Origin of the sequence: Lacrimispora sphenoides (assembly GCF_900105215.1) — a bacterium.
In the GTDB taxonomy this organism is placed as follows: domain Bacteria; phylum Bacillota; class Clostridia; order Lachnospirales; family Lachnospiraceae; genus Lacrimispora; species Lacrimispora sphenoides_A.
This window is the reverse complement of the sequence record NZ_FOIP01000001.1, coordinates 1,880,007-1,897,537: the sequence shown is the minus strand read 5'-3', so window position 1 is coordinate 1,897,537 and position 17,531 is coordinate 1,880,007. Positions and strand designations below refer to the sequence as shown.

Genomic DNA, 17,531 nt, shown 5'->3' with positions numbered 1-17,531 from the left:
CCGCCATTTCTGTTGCTTACGCATCTGCTGTCATCATTACTTCATCTGTAGTTTGGAAGTATCTTCAAAGGTATAAACAGGAACCAGCTTTGACTCTTCAATCCCTGATGCATTTTTGGATACTACAAGAAGGCGTTTATTGGAATACAATGGATAGAAGCATGCGGTATCCTGCAGTTTCTGCTGGATCGTTGTATAGATTTCTTTACGCTTTGCATCATCTGTTTCCTTACGGCCCTGGGCAAAAAGGTCATTCATCTCAGGATAGTCGTAATGCATATAATTGTATGGTGCACCTGATTCAAATAAACTTGAAAACGTATCCGGGTCAATGCCCATGATATATCCGCCAAAGTACATATCATAAGGATTATCAGCCTGCTTCATCTGCTGGCTGAGAGCCGTCGAATCCACGCCGGTTAAGTTCACCTTAATTCCTGCCTTCTGAAGCTGTTCCTGTATCATGATGGCTGAGGTGGACTGGAGGCTGTCGGAAGCGTTATAGGCAAGTGTCAGTTCCGGATTTGTTACGCCGGATGTCGCAAGAAGCTCTTTGGATTTATCCAGATTCTGTTCGTATTTCTCCACATCCTCTGTAAAATACTGGCTGTTGGGAGGCATGAAGCTCCATGGAAGATCATAATACTGGGGATCCAGGAGTGCTGCGTCTGCAATGGCCTTTTTATCCAGTGCATAGAAGATCGCTTTCCTGAAGTTTTCATCCTTTATGCGGTTTGCATTTATCATCATATATCCCACACGGCCTTCCTGGTATGGGTAAACCGTCAGATTGGCTGCATCCAGGTTCATCTGTGCCACCTGCGCAGGAGTACCGATCCAGGCGTTTACTTCCCCACTCTGAATGGCTGTCATCGCTGTATTTTCATTTTCAATGATCCGGTATACAAAATTATCAATAGAAGGAGCACCTAAGAAGTAACTCTCATTCTTTGTGAATTTCACATAGGAACCTGGGGAGTATTCTGCCATTACATAAGGTCCTGTACCGACCGGCTTGGTGTTTACGTCATTGTTTTCAAAGTTCTCCACGTTTTCATAGATATGCTTTGGCATAATGAATATCTGGGAAAACATTTCCACTGCAGCGGAGTTAACAAAAGGCATGGTGAGGGAAACCGTATAGTCGTCGATCTTTTCGATTTTAACTGCTCCTTCAGGGAATACCAGCTGAGAATATGCCCAGCCTGCGTTTTTCTCATCTGCCATGGCTTCAAAGGTAAATACAACGTCATCGGCAGTGAATTTCTCTCCGTCAGACCATTTTACATCATCCCTAAGATGCATGGTATAGGTCAGTTTGTCATCGGAGGTGTCAATGCTCTTTGCCAGGAAATAATTGATTCCATCTGCATTGTACATATACAACGGGGAATAGATCATTTTAATAGTCATAAGGCCGAAACGGTCGCTGGTTGTAATTACATTTACATTAGCGCCCGGATCCCCTGCAATTGCATAAGTAAATGTGCTTTCCCCTCCTGCAGCCGTTTGTCCGGCTCCGTCATTAGATCCGCCTGCTGAACTGGCATTCGCAGCTGTGGTACTTTCTGCAACCGGGTCCTTTCCTCCGCAGGCAGTAAGGCCTCCCAGCACCAAGACAGATGCTAACAGGAATGCTGCACTCTTCATAAATCTTTTCATACATTTCTCCTTTCAGTTTTCCTATAATTATGCCTAATACCGTGACCGGTTATCAGACGGAAAAGTCAGATTCATTATAAACATATTTCCGGAACTTTTGCAACTGTTTTTAAATTATTTCCTACTTTTTCTATATGCTTTAAGGTGATTAAAATTATATTACCCACTGATGGAATTGATCCTCTTATCATTTGACCATTTGACGATCAGGTCATTTTTCCCGTATCCCGCAGGATAAAGGAGATCAAGCTCCACCTTGGTATAATCCTTAGATTTACCCACTTTAATGTTTAAAACCTTGATTTTTTCCTCATTTAGATAATGAAGCAGTTCTATTATAACGATGTCATATTGGTTCGTAGTTATTTTTAAGACTCCTTGGAATGGCTCCCTGGACAAAAAAGGTACATCATGGAGGAGGATCTGGGTGAAAATAAGAAAAAGGCCTGCTCCGCATCCCATAAAGTAGTCGCCTGCACCGATTGCCATCCCCACTCCTGCAGTTGCCCAGATGCCTGCTGCAGTGGTTAAACCACTGACGGAATGATTCTTAACAAAGATGACCCCTGCTCCTAGAAAACCGATTCCTGATACGATCTGGGAGGCGATTCTGGAAGCATCAAAATTTGGGACATCCCGGAACCCGTACTTGGAAATCACCATCATTAAAGCGGCTCCCATGGCCACAATGGCATGGGTTCTCATCCCTGCTCCTTTGTATCGATTCGTTCTCTCATATCCGATTAAATATCCTAAAAATCCTGCAACAACAATTCTAAAAAACAAACCCGTCTGGTAGATAAGGTCATACCTTTCCACAAGGCTTCCCAGCACTTTCCAAACCTGGCTCATGATTACTCCTCTTTTCTGATATCAATTATCCATCAATATCTTATAAAGTATGCTGCCAAAGTATATCATGTTTGCAAAAAGCCCTGCAGGGAATCTGTTTGTCCGGATCTGCAGGAAACGACAGAAGCGCGGTGTTTTATCCGGAATAAAACACCACGCTTTCTAGCCGATCAATTTATTTTAATTCTTTGATCCAGTTGTATCTGGGATCATCTACCCGTGTTGTCCATGGGTTATCCGGAAGGTGCCGGATCATCCAACAATAGTACATGGGAAACCCTGGGGCGGTTACCTGGGGATGAGTTCTGCCGCCGGGAATGGCAGCACAGCTTCCATCCTTGATTTTAAAGACATCCTCTCCGATAAAGCAGGCGCCAAAACCTTCCGGCCGTTCAAACCGGTAATAATAAACCTCAGGCTGAGGATGCTCATGAGGGGTGTAGCTGGACCAGCCTCCCTGATGATTGATCACTTCCCCGTTTACCATATTGGAATAGGGAGCATTGTTGTAGTCGAAGACGGTGCGGACCGTCCGCTTCATCTTACCATCCAAAAGACCTTCCCCGAAAATATCATTGGTACAGTCTTCCGGCTTATAGAATACGCTGTCAAACTCCCTGTCATTTCTGGTGCACTGGACCAGAACCTGACTGTATTCTTTTGCCGCCACGTTTACCATAACGCCCTTTGAAACGTGAAGACAATAGGGTCCTTCTTCCGTCAGGCTGCTCCGGTTTCCCCGCTCCTTCCTGTCTTCCCAGGAAAACAGGATATCCCCGGTAAGGAGAAGGACCGCCATCTCATCCGACTGGCTGGAGAAGGACCGCTCCTCTCCTGCCTTCATCTCGTAAACGGCAATGTCCATTAACATATCATTTTCCCTATCCCCTGCATTTGTGAGGAGTTTTACTCCCTTGGGATCAAATTCCGGGTAACTGAATAATTCGCTCATGGCAGCTCCTTTCGACCTTCGCGCCGATGAGCGAGCTCATCTTCGCTCTCTTGCGTTCATTATCTTAGGAACCTTCGGTCCCTAAGCGGCATTCACCGTTCGCGCCGATGAGCGAGCTCATCTTCGCTCTCTTGCGTTCATATCTTAGGAACCTTCGGTCCCTAAGCGGCATTCACCGTTCGCGCCGATGAGCGAGCTCATCTTCGCTCTCTTGCGTTCATTACATCATGATTTCAGAAATTCTCACAGGTCTGTGCTCCTGTACAGACTTTTTGGCAGCAATGCCCATTAATACAGGTTTTAATCCATCCACTACGCCAAGAGGAGTATCGGTATCATTCTCAATGGCCTCAATAAAGCAGTTCACTTCCTTTGCAAAGGACTGCATATAGCGCTCTAAGAAGAAGTAAAGGGGCTTTTCACCGGTAACGCCATCGGCAGTGCTTAATACTGCGCTGGATTCGGTATCATTGGAGGTTGCCACCATTCCCTTGGAGCCGAATACCTCTGCTCTCTGGTCATAGCCATAAGCGGCCTTTCTGGAATTATCAATAACTGCCAGGCTTCCGTTCTCCATCTTTAAGGTAATGACTGCGGTATCCACATCCCCTGCTTCTCCGATGGCCGGGTCCACAAGCACTGCGGACTGAACGTAGATTTCCTCTGCATCACAGCCTGCCAGATAACGGACCATATCAAAATCATGAATGGTCATGTCTAAAAACATGCCGCCGGATACTGCCGCATACTCTGCGCTGGGCGGCTCTGGATCTCTGGATGTCACTTTGATGATGTGAGGCTCTCCGATCCTTCCGGCTGCAACCGCATTTCTAACTGCCTCAAAGTTGTGGTCAAAGCGGCGGTTAAAGCCTACCTGATATTTTATCTTACTGCCCTCTAAGGCTTCAATCACTTCTTTGATCTTATCAATGTCGTGGTCAATTGGTTTTTCACAGAATACATGCTTTCCTGCTTTAATGGCCTCAACTGAAATGGGGGAATGGGTGTTGGTGGAAGAGCAGATCAATACGGCGTCGATCTCCGGATCTGCTAAAATCTCCTTATAATCCTTGGTAGTATTAGGAACTCCCATGCTTTTTGCCCATTTGTCTGTTTCCTCATTCATGAATGGATCGGCAATGGTCTTGATCCTTCCGTTCTTTACAAGGTTGCAGATGCTGGTTGTATGTACCTTTCCGATTCTTCCTGCTCCGATAATTCCTACAGTTACCATAATTTTCTTCTCCTTCTCTTTTCTTATTCTTAAAGACCGGTTTTTTCAGTAATGAATTTTCTTGCGCGTATAGCATATTCCAGAGGATTTGCCTTTGCAGGATCCTGTTCTGCTTCCACTACCATGTAACCCTCATAGGAAGCATCCTCCAGCACCTTGAAAATAGGATCAAAGTTTACGCAGCCGTCTCCTGGAATGGTGAATGCACCTGCCCGTACCCCTGCCAGGAAGCTCAACTTTTCTTCTCTTACTTTTTTTACAATCTCTGAACGGATATCTTTTAAATGAACATGCTTGATGCGTCCCACATATTTTTCCACCATAGCAACCGGGTCCTCACCGCAGTATGCAAAATGGCCGCTGTCAAACAAAAGGCTTACATATTCCGGGTCCGTGTTCGCCATCATGCGTTCCACCTCTGCAGCACTCTGAACAACGGTTCCCATATGATGATGGAAGGTTAAAGCCACCCCGTATTTTTCTTTGGAAAGCTTTCCAAGGCGGTTTAAGCCTTCACAAAGCAGCTCCCATTCTCTGTCATCCATCTCATGCTTTCCTTCAAACACCGGCTGGTCTAAAATCCCCTGTGTGCTGTAGCTCTGCTCGGAAACGCCTACAACCTTAGCTCCCATTGATGCAAGGAACGCCACATGCTTTTCAAATCCTTCTTCCGTCTCCTCATAGGGCCTGCTGATTAAAAAGGTGGAAAACCATGCGTTGCAGATCTCTACGCCCCGAAGGTCCAAAGCCTTTTTTAAACCTTCCACATCTCTTGGATATTTGTTGCCCACCTCGGAACCGGTAAAGCCTGCCAGAGCCATTTCGCTGACACACTGTTCAAAGGTGTTTTCTTTCCCCAGATCCGGCAAATCATCATTGGTCCATGCAATCGGTGCAATTCCTAATTTCACTTTCTCCTTGTTTAACATATTTGCATCCCTTCCCTGTCATATAATTTTTTATTCCGCCGGCATTGCAGCAGATTAATACTTTCTGGCTTCATTTCTTCCTTCTAAGACTTTTTCCCACGCCTCTCTCACACTGCTCTTTTCCGAGGTTGTGGCTATTCCTACGTTCCACCAGGATTCATAACCATCCGTCATGGTTTTGGGGATCACCTTTAAATCAAACAGGCAGGCCCTTTCCTGTTTTTTGGCATCTTCCAGAGCCTCTTCCAGCTCTTTGGTGGTTCTGCAGGTATAAGCTTTCAGACCATACCCCTCCCCGATTTTGGCATAATCAACTGGAATTAAATCCCCTGAAGGCTTCTTCCCGTCCGTATAGCGGAATTCCGTGGCAAGGCTTCCGATCCCATGGTTCATCTCCAGATTATTGATGCAGCCAAAGCCGCAGTTATCAAATATCAGAATATTGACCTTCTGCCGTTCCTGCATAATGGTCATAATTTCACTATGTAACATCTGGAAGCTGGAATCGCCGACAACACAGTAAACTTCCGTTTCCGGCTCCGCAAATTTAACACCCAGGGTGGCTGCCACTTCATACCCCATACAGGAGTATCCGTACTCTGCATGGTATCCGCCCCGTTTATCAGTCGTCCACATACGCTGCATACAGCTTGGAAGGGAGCCCCCTGCCGTGATGATGGTAGCATCTTCATCGATGACCCTTCTGATTGCTGCAAGTGCAGCGGTTTGGGTGAGCCTTCCATTGGTTAACCGGACAAACTCCGGGATCGTCCTGGGATCCCTTGCTTTTATGTTGGGTTCAAAATCATCTCCGGTGTATTCAATGCTTCCCAAACGCACCATCTCTTCATCCCATTTTCTTTTCGCATCGGCGATCTCGTCTTTGTACTGAGACACATACTGTTTTTCCCTAAGCTTTTCCGCCAGCGCCTGAACGGTAACCTTCGCATCTCCCACTGCCTTGACTGCATCCATCTTGTATGCATGGAACCTGCTGTTATTGATGGTAATAAATCTGACGTCATCTCTTTTAAACAGCCACTTTGAGCTTGTTGTAAAATCACTCAGCCTGCTTCCTATGGCGATCACCACATCTGCATCCTTTGCAATTACATTGGAGGCATAGGTACCTGTGACTCCGATGCCGCCCAGACAATAGGGATGGCTTGATTTACAGGCACTCTTTCCTCCCTGGGTTTCTCCAAAGGGTATGTTAAATTCTTCACAGAATTTTTCTACAGTTTCTCCTGCATCAGAGTAGCGGACTCCTCCGCCTACGATAACAAACGGCTTCTTTGCCTCTGAAAGGATATCTGCGATCTCATCCAGTTCTTCTTCTACCGCAAGAGGCCTGGTAATCCTGTGGACCCGCTTCTTAAAGAAATAATCCGGATAATCATAGGATTCTCCCTCTACATCCTGGCAAATGGCAATGCAGCATGCTCCGGTTTCTGCCGGATCTGTAAGCACACGCATGGCACTAATCAAAGCGCTCATGATCATCTCCGGTCTGGTGATCCGGTCCCAGTATTTGCACACTGGTTTAAACGCATCATTGGTTGAGATCGCAAGACTGCTGCTTTGTTCCAGCTGCTGCAATACCGGATCAGGCTGCCTGGAGGCAAAGGTATCGGCCGGAAATACCAGCAGCGGAATGTTGTTTACCGTTGCGGTTGCACAAGCTGTTACCATATTAGCCGCACCCGGTCCCACGGATGAGGCACACGGAATGATTTTCTTCCGGTTATTCTGTTTTGAAAAGGCAATGGCCGTATGGCACATCCCCTGCTCATTTCTTCCCTGAAGCACCTTAAGCTGACCGGGGTCCGTATCCAGAGCCTCTCCTAAACCAACCGCGATTCCATGACCGAAAATAGTAAAAATACCTTCAACGAACTTTGTTTCCACTCCATCGACAGAAACATACTGGTTATCCAGGAACTTCACCAGTGCCTGTGCTGTTGTCATTCTTATTGTTTTTGACATGTTCCGCTCTCCTTTATATTTTTATACACGGGCAATCATTTCACCAAACTTTTCCTTTTCTTCTTTTATAAATGCATGTACCTCCTCCGGAGTCGGAAGGGAATCCGAACAGTTATTGCTCTTTACCATCATGGAGGCCTCTGCCGAACCAAACTCCAGACAGTCTATGATAACCCAGCCCTGATACAGGCCGTAGAGGAACCCGGAACCATAACCGTCGCCGCCGCCAAATCCCTTTCTGGCTTCCACCGGGAACGGTTTGATGGAAAATGACTGTCCGTCATAAGTATAAGCCGTAGACCCCTTCATTCCATGCTTAATGACCACGATCCTGGCACGATATCCCTGCCAAAGAGCCGCACTTTCCTCGTCTGTCATGCCTGGTCTGATCAGTTTCTCCGTTAAGTTGAATTCTTCTCTTGAGCCCATGATTATGTCAGCTTCTTTGGCAACTGCAGAGTAGTATATGGAGATTTCATCCTCATTTTTCCAGTTATAGGCTCTGTAATCGATATCAAAGATAATTCTGACATCGTTTCTCTTCGCCAGCATGACCGCTTTAAGGGCTGCTTCTCTTGACGGGCTTTGTGCAAGTGCCGTACCTGATATGAGAATTGCTTTTGCCTTTTTGATATATGCTTCGTCTATGTCTTCTACATCCAGCTGCAAGTCAGCAATGCAGTTCCGGTACATCAGGATATTGCTGTCACTGGAAGAGAGCATCTCTGTAAAAGTCAGTCCCAGCTTTTCTCCATTTTTACACTTTGTAATATGAGAGGTATCGATCCCCTGTTCATTAAAATAATCCACAACAAATTCACCGAACTGGTCATCCGATACTTTTCCGATGAATCCCGCCCTCATGCCATGTCTTGTTACACCCACGGCGATGTTAGCCGGAGAACCGCCTACAAACTTTTCAAACATGTGCACTTTCTTTAACGGTTTGAATTCTTCTTTCACATACTCATTGTAAGCCGGATTAAAATCAATTGCCACCCTTCCAAGAAGAATTATGTCCATTTCTCTGGTTTCGTCAAATTTTACATATTCCATCGTTACATCTCTCCCATCCCGTTTTGCATGCGGCAACCATTTTTTGGAACGAAAAAACACACTGCAAGGTCTTAATCCGCCTTGCAGGGCGTTTTTTCTATCATTGGCCGGCTTCTTTTAGATTGTACCATCCCAGGTATTTACGTTTGTGGATTCTCCGGTCTCTTCGTCGAACCACCTGGTGGTGACAACTTTATTTTCTGTGAAGAATCTGTATCCATCTTTGCCTAAGCAGTGCAGATCTCCGATAAATGACAGCTTCTTGCCGTTGAAAGGAAACATTCCAACTGGAACCGGAATTCCCACATTGATACCGATCATACCACCGTCGGTGTGTCTGGCGAACTCTCTGGCATAGTGACCGTTCTGCGTAAAGATAACAGAACCATTTGCATATGGATTGGCATTCATGATCTCTAATCCCTCTTCAAAAGTCTTTACTCTCTTGATGCACAGCACCGGTCCGAAGATTTCTTTTTCCCCTACACTCATGCCGGGAGCCACATGATCAAATATCGTCGGCCCTAAATAAAAGCCGCTTTCATAACCTTCAACAACAATGTCCCGTCCATCAAGTACAAGCTCTGCGCCTTCTTCTATTCCTGTCTCGATCCACTTCACAATAGAATCTTTATGAGCCTGATTTACCACCGGACCGAGTTTCGAACTCTTATCATACGCCGGACCCACTTTAAGAGTCTTGGCCTGAGCGATTATTTCCGCCACAAGAGCATCGGCAATTCCCTCCTGTACTACCACAACAGGGAGAGCCATACATCTTTCTCCTGCACATCCGAAAGAGGAATTAATGATTCCAGCCGCTACCCTCTTGACCGGTGCATCATTTAAAACCAGAGCATGGTTCTTTGCTTCGCAGAGAGCCTGAACTCTCTTACCCGTGGCCGCAGCAGTCGAGTAGATATGCATACCCACAGATGTGGAACCTACGAAGCTGATCCCTTTGATGTCGGGATGAGTGAGAAGAATCTCTGCTTCGTTTCTGGAGCAGGTGACAATATTAATAACGCCGTCCGGCAGTCCTGCTTCTTTATACAATTCTGCTATACGCATACAAGACTGAGGGGTAAAGGATGCGGCTTTCAGTACAATGGTATTTCCGCAGGCGATGCACATAGGGGTCATCCAGCCCATAGGTATCATTGCCGGGAAATTAAATGGCACGATGCCGGCAAATACTCCAAGAGGCATACGGTACAGAACCGTATCAAATCCGCTGGAAGCGTCCATCAGGCTGTCTCCCATCATCAGTGACGGAGCACTTATGGCCTGTTCGGTTCCTTCTTTGGCTTTCAGTACATCGCCCTGAGCCTCTTCCCAGTTTTTGCCGTTTTCTTTTGCTACCAGCATGGTCAGTTCATCCATATGCTCGATGAGCAGATCCCTGAGCTTATAAAGTACCTGAACTCTTTTAATCACAGGGGTAGATGACCAGGATGGAAACGCCGCTTTGGCTGCCTCCACGGCTTCTTCCACTTCTGCAGGAGTACAGCAAGGCACCTTGGCAATTACTTCACCGGTACTGGGATCGTACGCATTAGAATACTTTTCTGTCTTCGATTCCTTCCATTGACCATTTACAAGAAACATTAATTTTTTTACTTCTCCCATTTTTATGTCCATTCCTTTCTCTTCGCTTAACATACAAAGCGTTATGAAAAACGGCTTGTTTAAGCGGTTTTTAATGATATCATACTGATTTATGTAAGCGGCTCCACACAGTTAAAGATCCGGATATGCTGCTTTACATTCTCATACACTCCCCGGACCATCGCTTCATTCAGTCCGAAATAATCATGCTTTCCTTCAGATTCCAGATATTTTGCAGCTTCATATGTAAGACTGTCAAAGCTGGCTGTTGCAATGTTGATCTTCCGGATTCCAAGGCCTATGGCTTTCCGGAAGTCCTCTGGAGTAATTCCGGTCCCGCCGTGAAGAACCAGAGGAACATCAGTCTTCTGATCAATGGCTTCCAGTACATCAAAAGCCAGTCTGGGAGCCACCGGATAATTGCCGTGAGCATTACCGATTGCTACTGCCAGTGCATCCACACCGGTCCTCATGCAAAATGTTCTGGCATCGTCAGGATTGGTACATCGGATTCCCTCATCCGTACTCCCATCCTCGCTTCCGCCCACCAGGCCAAGCTCTGCTTCTACAGTCGCTCTATATACCCTGGCGAGATTGACTGCCTCTAGGGTCTTTGCCATATTCTCTTCAAAGGGAAGGTTAGAACCATCCATCATCACGGAGGTGAACCCATAATCCAAAGCCTGTCTTAACACTTGAATGGTCTTGCCGTGATCCAGATGAACTGCGATATCGACCTTTGCATTCTTCGCTGCCTCCACCATCATGGGCCCCATCAGAGTCAGCGGGGAATGAGGAAGACGCACTTCCGCAATCTGTAAGATAATGGAGGTACTCATATCTTCAGCTGCCCTCACAGCTCCCTTCACCATCTCAAGGTTTCCCACACTGAAGGCTCCAACCGCCCTGTTTTTTTCTGAGGCCTGATTCAGCAATTCCTTCATTTTTACTAATCCCATACTTCTTCTCCTTTATCCGGGCTTCCATCCCACTGACTGTGGAAAATCTCCGCCGCAACATCCCTAATCATCTCTTTTCTGGCATGGAAGGAGAAAATCACATTTCCTGTCCCACCACCATTTCATCAATGACAATAAGATTTTTCCTCTCCCTTTCTCTTTATGGTTATATTTTGATTTCATTCATGTAATGTTATGGTCATATTTTAGCACTTATTTCGATGCCAGTCAAGACATTCCTCTATTATTTTATAAATAATGGTTAAGTGTTGGTTACTTCTTGATATTTTTTTGTACATCTGCTATAATCTTTCTATAACAGTATGCCAGAGAGGCAGCTGAGCAAGGAGTACACCTATGAGAATTTCCCGAATCGACCAATTGGAGCAATATATACTGGAGCACAGAACGGCTTCCATTGATACTCTGTGTGAAGAATTTAAAATTTCAAAAAACACCCTTCGCCGGGACTTAGAGATCCTTGTCGCCCGCGGCACCGTGGAAAAAGTCTACGGCGGCGTCATTGCATGCGAAAATGCGTCCCCTATCCCGAATCTGGTCACCTTCCATGAGCGTGCCGGAAGAAATGCCCAAAGTAAACAGAGGATTGCTGCACTGGCCGCTTCCTTTGTACGGGAGAGGGATATCATATTTATTGACAGCGGGACCACCACCATGGGCATTGTGGATCACCTGGCCCATTTAAGTACGGTCACTGTCATTACCAACAGCCTCCAGGTCATCAATAAATCCATGAATTATCCCAACATCAATTTAATCGTCCTGCCAGGATCCCTAAAAAGGGATACTGCTTCATTAGTGGGCAGCTCCTGCGTGGAATACCTGGAGGATTATAACATTGTCCGGGCATTTATGGCCTGCACCGCAATTTCCCTTCAGGCCGGAGTTTGCAACGCCTCCACAGAGGAATACATCATTAAGAAAACGGCGTTAAAAAAGAGCCAGAAGCATTATCTTCTGGCAGATTCCTCAAAGTTTGGGCGTACCTCTCTTATGACCTTCGGAGAGATCGGTCAGTTTGATTGTATATTGACGGAACAGATGCCTGATGATGAATTCAGTTCTTACTGCAAAGATCAGGACTGTGCCATCCAAATCGCTCCCGAATCGTAGATGAAAGCTTTATCTATTCGGTGTGGAGAGAATCTCCCAACTCTTATGTTAATATGATAACCGGCGGAAAATAAAAGAAAGACACAGGTGCTGCTGTTGCTATTTGGCATTCCCTGTGTCTATTATAAGTGGTTTAACTTTTATAATCTTCCAACTCCTGAATTGCGTGGTATATCATTTCTTTTGTAACCGGATAAGGTGTATGGGTCAGTTCCTGATTTGCCAGCGTTGCCTCCAATACATCCTCAAGCGAATCACTGCGGTCCAGCTCCAGATCTGCGAGACAGACCGGAAGACCGATGGAACGATTCAGTTCATAAGCCTTCTTAAACTTATCCCAGTTCTGATCGAGAATCAGGTTTACCAGGGTGCCATAGGACACAACCTCACCATGCAGATGATTCTTTTCGATACTTTTACGCTTTGTCAGTCCATAAAATAACGCATGTGCGACCCCGCCGTTATAATCCGGTTGAACCGATACCGAAGTGACACCAGGAGCTACTACGACATTTAAAATCGTATTTACCAATGCCTCGCTTACCTTTCCTGCTTTCGCATCCTCCAGTGCCTGCTTTCCTTCCCGAACCATCGGAAAAAAGCACATATTACCGGCTGTGATGCCAAACTCGCTGCCAAAGTCCAGATGTTCGCCTGATTTGGCAGACCACTCGGATTCCACATTTTTCGCCATCGCATCACCAATCCCTGCCCAGAGAAATTTTGTCGGAGCCGCCAATATGATACGTGGATCGATAAAACAATGAGACGGCACGGACTTCAGTTTTACGATCTCACGGAAGGAACCATCCTTATGATACATAATGCTGATTTTTGTTACCGGAGAACAGTTTGATGCGATGGATGGAACCGTAAACACAGCCTTTCCCATTCTATCCCCAATTACCTTACCCGTATCAATGCATTTTCCCCCTCCAACGGCAAGAATCATATGGATTTCCTGACTGCTGAGTATTGCAAGGATTCGTTCCACATTTTCAAAGGTTGTGTCCTTGCCGTAAAGCATTTCTGCCGTTACGATAAGTCCTGCTGCCTGCAATGCAGGCAAAACATAAGATTTCGATGCATCCCATGCCTTTTCGCCATAAACCACTGCCACTCTGGTTCCGTATTTTCTCATCTCATCACCGAATGCTGAAAACGCCTCCTCACCAACCGTAAACTGCGGCAAATAAATCGATGTTCGTCTTTTCATGATCACTGTCCATTCCTTTCCAACCTTTTAATCCAGTTACATTCTGTCATGGCCGAATCTGTATCCCCCTGTGAAATTACCTCATGCAGTCCTCTGTCTTTTGCAGAAATATATCTCCAGCCTTCCATTCGTTCTTTTGTAAACTTTCCAGCTATCATAGGAAAGCCTCCTTACCGGACCAGATATCCGCCGTCTACTGGAATAACCGCACCATTCAAATAATCGGAGGCTGCTGATGCCAGAAAAACGCATGGTCCCTTCATATCTTCCGGAGTCCCCCATACATGTGCCGGGATACGGTCCGTTATCTCGTTGTATCTTGGGTTATCCGGTTCTGTCAGTGAAGCGTTCATTTCCGTATCCATGTAACCAGGTGCCAGTGCATTGACATTGATACCCGCAGCTGCCCACTCATTGCACAGAGCTTTTGTAAGCTGTGACACGCCTCCCTTGGATGCCGCATATGCAGGCACGGTATAACCACCAAAAAAGGACAACATAGAAGCAATGTTGATAATTTTTCCTTTGCTCTGCTGTTTTAAGAACTGCTGCCCGGCAAGCTTGCAGAGCTTGAACACGGCATTCAAGTTTATATTGATTACAAAATTCCAATCCTCAATGGGAAATTCTTCTGACTTATGACGCTTCTGCACACCTGCACCATTGACCAGAATATCCAGATGCCCACCCATGCCGGTGATTGCAGCATGGAAGCCGTTCTCCAGGTCATCATCATCTCCCAGATCCGCAATCACGCCGTGGCAAATGTAACCTCTGTCACAAAACTCTCTCGCTGCCTCCAGAGTCTTTGGGCTGATATCAATGATGCAGACTTCTGCTCCTGCTTCCAAAAGGCCTTCCGCCATTCCATGACACAATCCCTGTGCCGCACCTGTTACGATTGCCTTTTTCCCGGTTAAATCTGTGTAATTTTTAATTTCCATCCCTTTGTTCTCCTTTTCCTCCAATACCTTAACTTGCTTTTCATCTTGTTAGTCGTCTGACAAGTATCTTCTATCTTATGCCCCGGCTCGTCATGCCGGGGCTAAAATATAATGAACTATGATTCAGTTTCTGAGTCCAGCGCATCTTTCATGGAAGTCTGCAGATGCTCTTCCATCAGCAGTCCTGCCTTTTTCCCATCCCGATTCTTAAGCGCTTCCAGAATCATCGTATGATAATAGATGCCGTTTTTATATCCAACCAGCTCATTCAGCTGATGATGGTACTCTCTCGTGTTTGTAAGCACTTCACACAAACCGTGCTTAAGCAGCAGATTACCGGAGGCTTCTGAAATCTCCTGATGAAACATCATATCGCTGCGCACAAACCCATCCGAATCTCCCACACTTCGTTTCATCTCATCAAGATAAGCTTCCAGCCGCTTTAACCCCTCCGGAGTGATATGCTCCGCTGCCAACTGGGCCGTCCCCTTCTCTACGATAATTCGATACTGAAGAGACTGGACAATGTCTTCCATGCTATAGTAATGATCTTTTCTGCCGGTTTTCCGAAAGACGGACATATCATTTGAAATAAGATAAGTTCCCTTTCCATGATGGCTCTCCATCAGTCCCAATGCAATGAACTGCTGAATCGCCGTACGGATACTTGCCCGAGATACGGAAAGCTCCTCAGTAAGAACATGCTCCGACGGAATCATCTCACCGGCTCTCCAGATGCCGTTTTCAATGTTGGATTTCATATATTCAATAATCTGAGCTGTTACATTCGATTTTTGAATCTTCATAAGCATTAATCTCCTTGAGATGCATTATAACAGCTTGTCAGACAAATTACAAGTGACATTTTCTTTTCTCACTCTTGCATTTATAAGCCAGTCGGCAGGAATATGGGATATCGTTAAATTGATTCAAGTATTTTCTTAAGTGACTCATAGGCCATGGTGTAGGCCTCTTCTCCGCTCAATTTTTTCTTATTTGCTGCATTCTGCTCCAAAGCGCTGAATCCTGCAAAATCGCTTAAATGAGGTTCCAGAGATAAATATCCCTTATATCCACAGTTTTTGAGCATTTTTAAGATTTCTTCCACATGTCCGTCTCCCATGCCTGCCGGAACCACACTGGCATCAGACCACAGGGCATCCTTTACATGGATATAGGCAATGTAGGGCTTTAACATCTCATAAGCTTCCAGAGTATCCTGCTTGCACTGAACAAAATTTGCAAAGTCAAAGACTGCCTTAAAATGATCCCCATAGAATTCCTTCATGATTTTCAGGCAGCGGTCTGCCACATCTCCGTAAATATCCTTTTCATTCTCATGAAGAAGCACGGCCTGGCTGGTCTTTGCGTAATCAACAAACTGTCCCAGCTGATCCATGACCTTTCCCCGGTAAGGAGTATAGCTTTCATTTTCTGGCATGAAGAAGCTGAACATACGGATGTATGTAACATCCATCAAATGGGCGATTTCCACCGTATGCTTGTAAAGCTCCATGTGAGGGGCAAAATCATCGGTAATTTTTATTTTTCCAATAGGAGAACCAACGGAAGATAAACGGATGCCTGCCTCATCAAGCTGCTTTTTGATTTCCTTTGCTTCATTGATCGAATACTCGACCAGGCCCTTGCCGTTAACGCCCCGCATCTCTACATGATGAATATCAAGCTTCTTTAATACTTCAATCTGTTTTCCTAAATCCATATCGATTTCATCTGCAAAACCAGATAATAGAATACCATCCCACATAATCGTTTCTCCTTTTTCCATTTCCTATTTGCTGCCCATGCACTTTAGGCATAAAGGGATACCCGAAGGGTGTTTCTTAATAGCTTCCTTCTGTGTTAAATACCACGCCGGTTCCTTCTTTTTTCCTGGATTCACTGCGGCACTTATTAAGCTCTTCTAAGAATAAATCTTCATCAAAGGGAATCTCCACTTCTTTCTTTAACCAGCTGGATAAATGCATGGCATTTGATAAGGTCAGACCGTTAATTCCTTCCACGCCTTCCGCAATAAGGGGCGTGCCGTGAAGGATTCTGCCTGCAAATGCCTTTAAAACTCCAACATGCTGTTCATTCTCCCCGTCCGTTTCAACCTCTGTCACCGTGCATTCCGGAGTATCAAATCCGCCCTTTGCCGTTTTGCAGAAGGTACGCTCGTTTTCAGCCAGCTTATGAAGCATGAGCTTGCCATTTTCGCAGACCAGTTTCCCCATCTCCAAAGTGATCTCAAACCGGTTTGTTCCCGGTGCATCTGCGGTTGTGGTGACAAAAACACCCGTGGCCCCGTTTGGATATTCCAAATAAGCTGTTACATCATCTTCCACTTCAATATCATGCCATTTTCCGTTGTGGCAGAATGCCTGTACCTTGCTTGGCATTCCACAGATCCACTGGATTAAATCCATGTTGTGAGGACACTGGTTTAACAGTACGCCGCCGCCTTCTCCATCCCAGGTAGCTCTCCAGCTTCCTGAGTCATAATAGGACTGGGTGCGGTACCAGTCCGTTACGATCCAGTTGACCCGCTTGATGGCTCCCAGTTCCCCGCCGGTTACAAGTTCATGCATTTTCCGGTAAATACAGTTGGTCCTCTGGTTGAACATCATGCCAAAGACCCGATCGCATTTTTTAGCTGCCTCGTTCATTTCCCGTACCTGCTTGGTGTAAACTCCCGCAGGCTTTTCACACATTACATGCAGTCCGTGGTTCATGGCATCAATGGTCAGTTCGGGGTGCTGGTAATGAGGCACTGCAATTAAGACTCCGTCGCATACGCCTGCTGCGATTAAATCCTTTCCTTCTTCAAAAACAACAACCGACTCCGGTAAATGCTCCTTAGCCCAGGCCCTTCTGCCTTCCTGGCGGTCCGCTACCGCAGTCACTTCCATCTCCGGGACCTTTCCTTCAAGAATATTCTTTAAGTGCCCGCTTCCCATGTTTCCAATTCCGATAATACCAAGTCTTACCTTATCCAT

Annotated in this window: 16 protein-coding genes; 1 reads left to right on the top strand and 15 read right to left on the bottom strand. The window is 45.8% G+C overall.

The window, feature by feature from the left end; all coding sequences use genetic code 11:
* Window positions 1-36: 36 nt before the first annotated feature.
* The 9 genes from BMW45_RS08715 to BMW45_RS08675 form a co-directional block, all read right to left on the bottom strand.
* Window positions 37-1,662 carry an ABC transporter substrate-binding protein gene (locus tag BMW45_RS08715; protein ID WP_092242322.1) on the bottom strand — a complete coding sequence of 542 codons (1,626 nt, stop codon included), beginning with the start codon at window positions 1,660-1,662 and terminating at the stop codon, window positions 37-39.
* A 159-nt stretch (window positions 1,663-1,821) separates the two neighbouring features.
* Window positions 1,822-2,514 carry an MgtC/SapB family protein gene (locus tag BMW45_RS08710; protein ID WP_092242320.1) on the bottom strand — a complete coding sequence of 231 codons (693 nt, stop codon included), beginning with the start codon at window positions 2,512-2,514 and terminating at the stop codon, window positions 1,822-1,824.
* A 175-nt stretch (window positions 2,515-2,689) separates the two neighbouring features.
* Window positions 2,690-3,466: a 5-deoxy-glucuronate isomerase gene (locus tag BMW45_RS08705; protein ID WP_092242317.1), complete on the bottom strand. Its 777-nt coding sequence runs from the start codon at window positions 3,464-3,466 to the stop codon at window positions 2,690-2,692.
* Between the two features lie 220 nt (window positions 3,467-3,686).
* Entirely contained in the window at window positions 3,687-4,700 is a 1,014-nt protein-coding gene (gene iolG / locus BMW45_RS08700; RefSeq protein ID WP_025230220.1) for an inositol 2-dehydrogenase, read from the bottom strand.
* Window positions 4,701-4,729: 29 nt separating this feature from the next.
* A complete protein-coding gene (gene iolE, locus BMW45_RS08695) occupies window positions 4,730-5,629 on the bottom strand; it encodes a myo-inosose-2 dehydratase (protein ID WP_092242314.1) in 900 nt (299 codons plus the stop codon).
* Window positions 5,630-5,683: 54 nt separating this feature from the next.
* Window positions 5,684-7,615 carry a 3D-(3,5/4)-trihydroxycyclohexane-1,2-dione acylhydrolase (decyclizing) gene (iolD, locus tag BMW45_RS08690; RefSeq protein ID WP_092242311.1) on the bottom strand — a complete coding sequence of 644 codons (1,932 nt, stop codon included), beginning with the start codon at window positions 7,613-7,615 and terminating at the stop codon, window positions 5,684-5,686.
* 21 nt (window positions 7,616-7,636) lie between these two features.
* Entirely contained in the window at window positions 7,637-8,671 is a 1,035-nt protein-coding gene (gene iolC / locus BMW45_RS08685) for a 5-dehydro-2-deoxygluconokinase (protein WP_092242308.1), read from the bottom strand.
* 117 nt (window positions 8,672-8,788) lie between these two features.
* On the bottom strand, window positions 8,789-10,312 hold the full coding sequence (locus tag BMW45_RS08680) for a CoA-acylating methylmalonate-semialdehyde dehydrogenase (RefSeq protein ID WP_330390715.1): 1,524 nt from the start codon (window positions 10,310-10,312) through the stop codon (window positions 8,789-8,791).
* 77 nt (window positions 10,313-10,389) lie between these two features.
* Window positions 10,390-11,238, bottom strand: coding sequence for a class II fructose-bisphosphate aldolase (locus BMW45_RS08675; protein WP_092242305.1), 849 nt, complete (start codon window positions 11,236-11,238; stop codon window positions 10,390-10,392).
* 357 nt (window positions 11,239-11,595) lie between these two features.
* Between BMW45_RS08675 and BMW45_RS08670 the strand changes: the two genes are divergently transcribed.
* Window positions 11,596-12,372, top strand: coding sequence for a DeoR/GlpR family DNA-binding transcription regulator (locus BMW45_RS08670; protein ID WP_025230226.1), 777 nt, complete (start codon window positions 11,596-11,598; stop codon window positions 12,370-12,372).
* 133 nt (window positions 12,373-12,505) lie between these two features.
* Here BMW45_RS08670 and BMW45_RS08665 read toward each other — a convergent pair whose 3' ends face one another.
* The 6 genes from BMW45_RS08665 to BMW45_RS08645 form a co-directional block, all read right to left on the bottom strand.
* Complete coding sequence (locus tag BMW45_RS08665; protein WP_092242302.1) at window positions 12,506-13,588, bottom strand: iron-containing alcohol dehydrogenase family protein; 1,083 nt, start codon at window positions 13,586-13,588, stop codon at window positions 12,506-12,508.
* A gap of 2 nt (window positions 13,589-13,590) precedes the next feature.
* On the bottom strand, window positions 13,591-13,746 hold the full coding sequence (locus BMW45_RS27780; RefSeq protein WP_166433305.1) for a hypothetical protein: 156 nt from the start codon (window positions 13,744-13,746) through the stop codon (window positions 13,591-13,593).
* 12 nt (window positions 13,747-13,758) lie between these two features.
* Complete coding sequence (locus BMW45_RS08660; protein WP_092242296.1) at window positions 13,759-14,532, bottom strand: SDR family oxidoreductase; 774 nt, start codon at window positions 14,530-14,532, stop codon at window positions 13,759-13,761.
* A gap of 116 nt (window positions 14,533-14,648) precedes the next feature.
* Window positions 14,649-15,338, bottom strand: a complete 690-nt coding sequence (locus tag BMW45_RS08655) for a FadR/GntR family transcriptional regulator (RefSeq protein WP_166433304.1) — start codon at window positions 15,336-15,338, stop codon at window positions 14,649-14,651.
* A 113-nt stretch (window positions 15,339-15,451) separates the two neighbouring features.
* A complete protein-coding gene (locus BMW45_RS08650) occupies window positions 15,452-16,300 on the bottom strand; it encodes a sugar phosphate isomerase/epimerase family protein (RefSeq protein ID WP_092242292.1) in 849 nt (282 codons plus the stop codon).
* A 76-nt stretch (window positions 16,301-16,376) separates the two neighbouring features.
* Window positions 16,377-17,531: a Gfo/Idh/MocA family protein gene (locus BMW45_RS08645; protein WP_092242290.1), complete on the bottom strand. Its 1,155-nt coding sequence runs from the start codon at window positions 17,529-17,531 to the stop codon at window positions 16,377-16,379.

What these genes read in the sequence shown, in the direction of transcription:
- BMW45_RS08715 (WP_092242322.1), bottom strand. Translation starts at nt 1,662, where the DNA reads ATGAAAAGATTTATGAAGAGTGCAGCATTCCTGTTAGCATCTGTCTTG.
- BMW45_RS08710 (WP_092242320.1), bottom strand. Translation starts at nt 2,514, where the DNA reads ATGAGCCAGGTTTGGAAAGTGCTGGGAAGCCTTGTGGAAAGGTATGAC.
- BMW45_RS08705 (WP_092242317.1), bottom strand. Translation starts at nt 3,466, where the DNA reads ATGAGCGAATTATTCAGTTACCCGGAATTTGATCCCAAGGGAGTAAAA.
- iolG (WP_025230220.1), bottom strand. Translation starts at nt 4,700, where the DNA reads ATGGTAACTGTAGGAATTATCGGAGCAGGAAGAATCGGAAAGGTACAT.
- iolE (WP_092242314.1), bottom strand. Translation starts at nt 5,629, where the DNA reads ATGTTAAACAAGGAGAAAGTGAAATTAGGAATTGCACCGATTGCATGG.
- iolD (WP_092242311.1), bottom strand. Translation starts at nt 7,615, where the DNA reads ATGTCAAAAACAATAAGAATGACAACAGCACAGGCACTGGTGAAGTTC.
- iolC (WP_092242308.1), bottom strand. Translation starts at nt 8,671, where the DNA reads ATGGAATATGTAAAATTTGACGAAACCAGAGAAATGGACATAATTCTT.
- BMW45_RS08680 (WP_330390715.1), bottom strand. Translation starts at nt 10,312, where the DNA reads ATGGACATAAAAATGGGAGAAGTAAAAAAATTAATGTTTCTTGTAAAT.
- BMW45_RS08675 (WP_092242305.1), bottom strand. Translation starts at nt 11,238, where the DNA reads ATGGGATTAGTAAAAATGAAGGAATTGCTGAATCAGGCCTCAGAAAAA.
- BMW45_RS08670 (WP_025230226.1), top strand. Translation starts at nt 11,596, where the DNA reads ATGAGAATTTCCCGAATCGACCAATTGGAGCAATATATACTGGAGCAC.
- BMW45_RS08665 (WP_092242302.1), bottom strand. Translation starts at nt 13,588, where the DNA reads ATGAAAAGACGAACATCGATTTATTTGCCGCAGTTTACGGTTGGTGAG.
- BMW45_RS27780 (WP_166433305.1), bottom strand. Translation starts at nt 13,746, where the DNA reads ATGATAGCTGGAAAGTTTACAAAAGAACGAATGGAAGGCTGGAGATAT.
- BMW45_RS08660 (WP_092242296.1), bottom strand. Translation starts at nt 14,532, where the DNA reads ATGGAAATTAAAAATTACACAGATTTAACCGGGAAAAAGGCAATCGTA.
- BMW45_RS08655 (WP_166433304.1), bottom strand. Translation starts at nt 15,338, where the DNA reads ATGAAGATTCAAAAATCGAATGTAACAGCTCAGATTATTGAATATATG.
- BMW45_RS08650 (WP_092242292.1), bottom strand. Translation starts at nt 16,300, where the DNA reads ATGTGGGATGGTATTCTATTATCTGGTTTTGCAGATGAAATCGATATG.
- BMW45_RS08645 (WP_092242290.1), bottom strand. Translation starts at nt 17,531, where the DNA reads ATGGATAAGGTAAGACTTGGTATTATCGGAATTGGAAACATGGGAAGC.